We start from the raw sequence: 625 nt of genomic DNA, 5'->3' as shown, positions 1-625 counted from the left end.
CATCTTTGAGTTTTTTGAATCCTACAATTTTACCATTAAGGAGGATATGCCTCTTGAATCAGAAGTAGCGGTCGATCCCCAGATGATTGGCTATGTGTATGAGTCATTGGCTAACGTTGCTGAAGAAATTTATGATAGAAAGGATCTTGGCATTTTTTATACACCCAGAGTCGAAGTAGATTTTATGTGTAGAAGGAGCTTGGTTGAATATCTATCAAAGAATTTGACTGAGGTACCAAAAGAGAAATTTTATCATCTTCTTTTCGACCTACCAGATGAAAAAGATAAAACAGAAAGCTGGCTTACAAAGGAGAATTTATGGAGGCAATTGGAAGATACTCTAAACAACTTATCTGTGGTTGATCCTGCCTGTGGTTCTGGTGCTTTTATCGTTGGTATGTTGAATGTTCTATCTGAAATCTATAGAACGATTTACAAACACTTGGGGGGCAGTTTATCGGACTTTGCCCTAAAAAATAGGATTATCCAATACTCTCTTTACGGAGTAGATGTAATGCCCTGGGCAATACATGCCGCTGAATTAAGGCTTTGGCTTCAACTCATTGTGGAGACAGAGTTCAAGAAAGAAGAGTTAAAACAACACCCTCTCCTTCCGAATCTGAAC

At 38.4% G+C, this 625-nt stretch carries 1 protein-coding gene; it reads left to right on the top strand.

The genetic code is table 11. From position 1 onward, the window contains the following. Nucleotides 1-46 precede the first annotated feature (46 nt). A partial coding sequence (locus ACP5S8_RS08515; RefSeq protein WP_461876506.1) for a DNA methyltransferase occupies nucleotides 47-625 on the top strand: 579 nt, incomplete at its 3' end.

It is taken from the genome of Hydrogenobaculum sp. (genome assembly GCF_049967395.1).
In the GTDB taxonomy this organism is placed as follows: domain Bacteria; phylum Aquificota; class Aquificia; order Aquificales; family Aquificaceae; genus Hydrogenobaculum.
The sequence above is the reverse complement of the archived record's forward strand: the minus strand, read 5'-3'. Positions and strand labels throughout refer to the sequence as shown.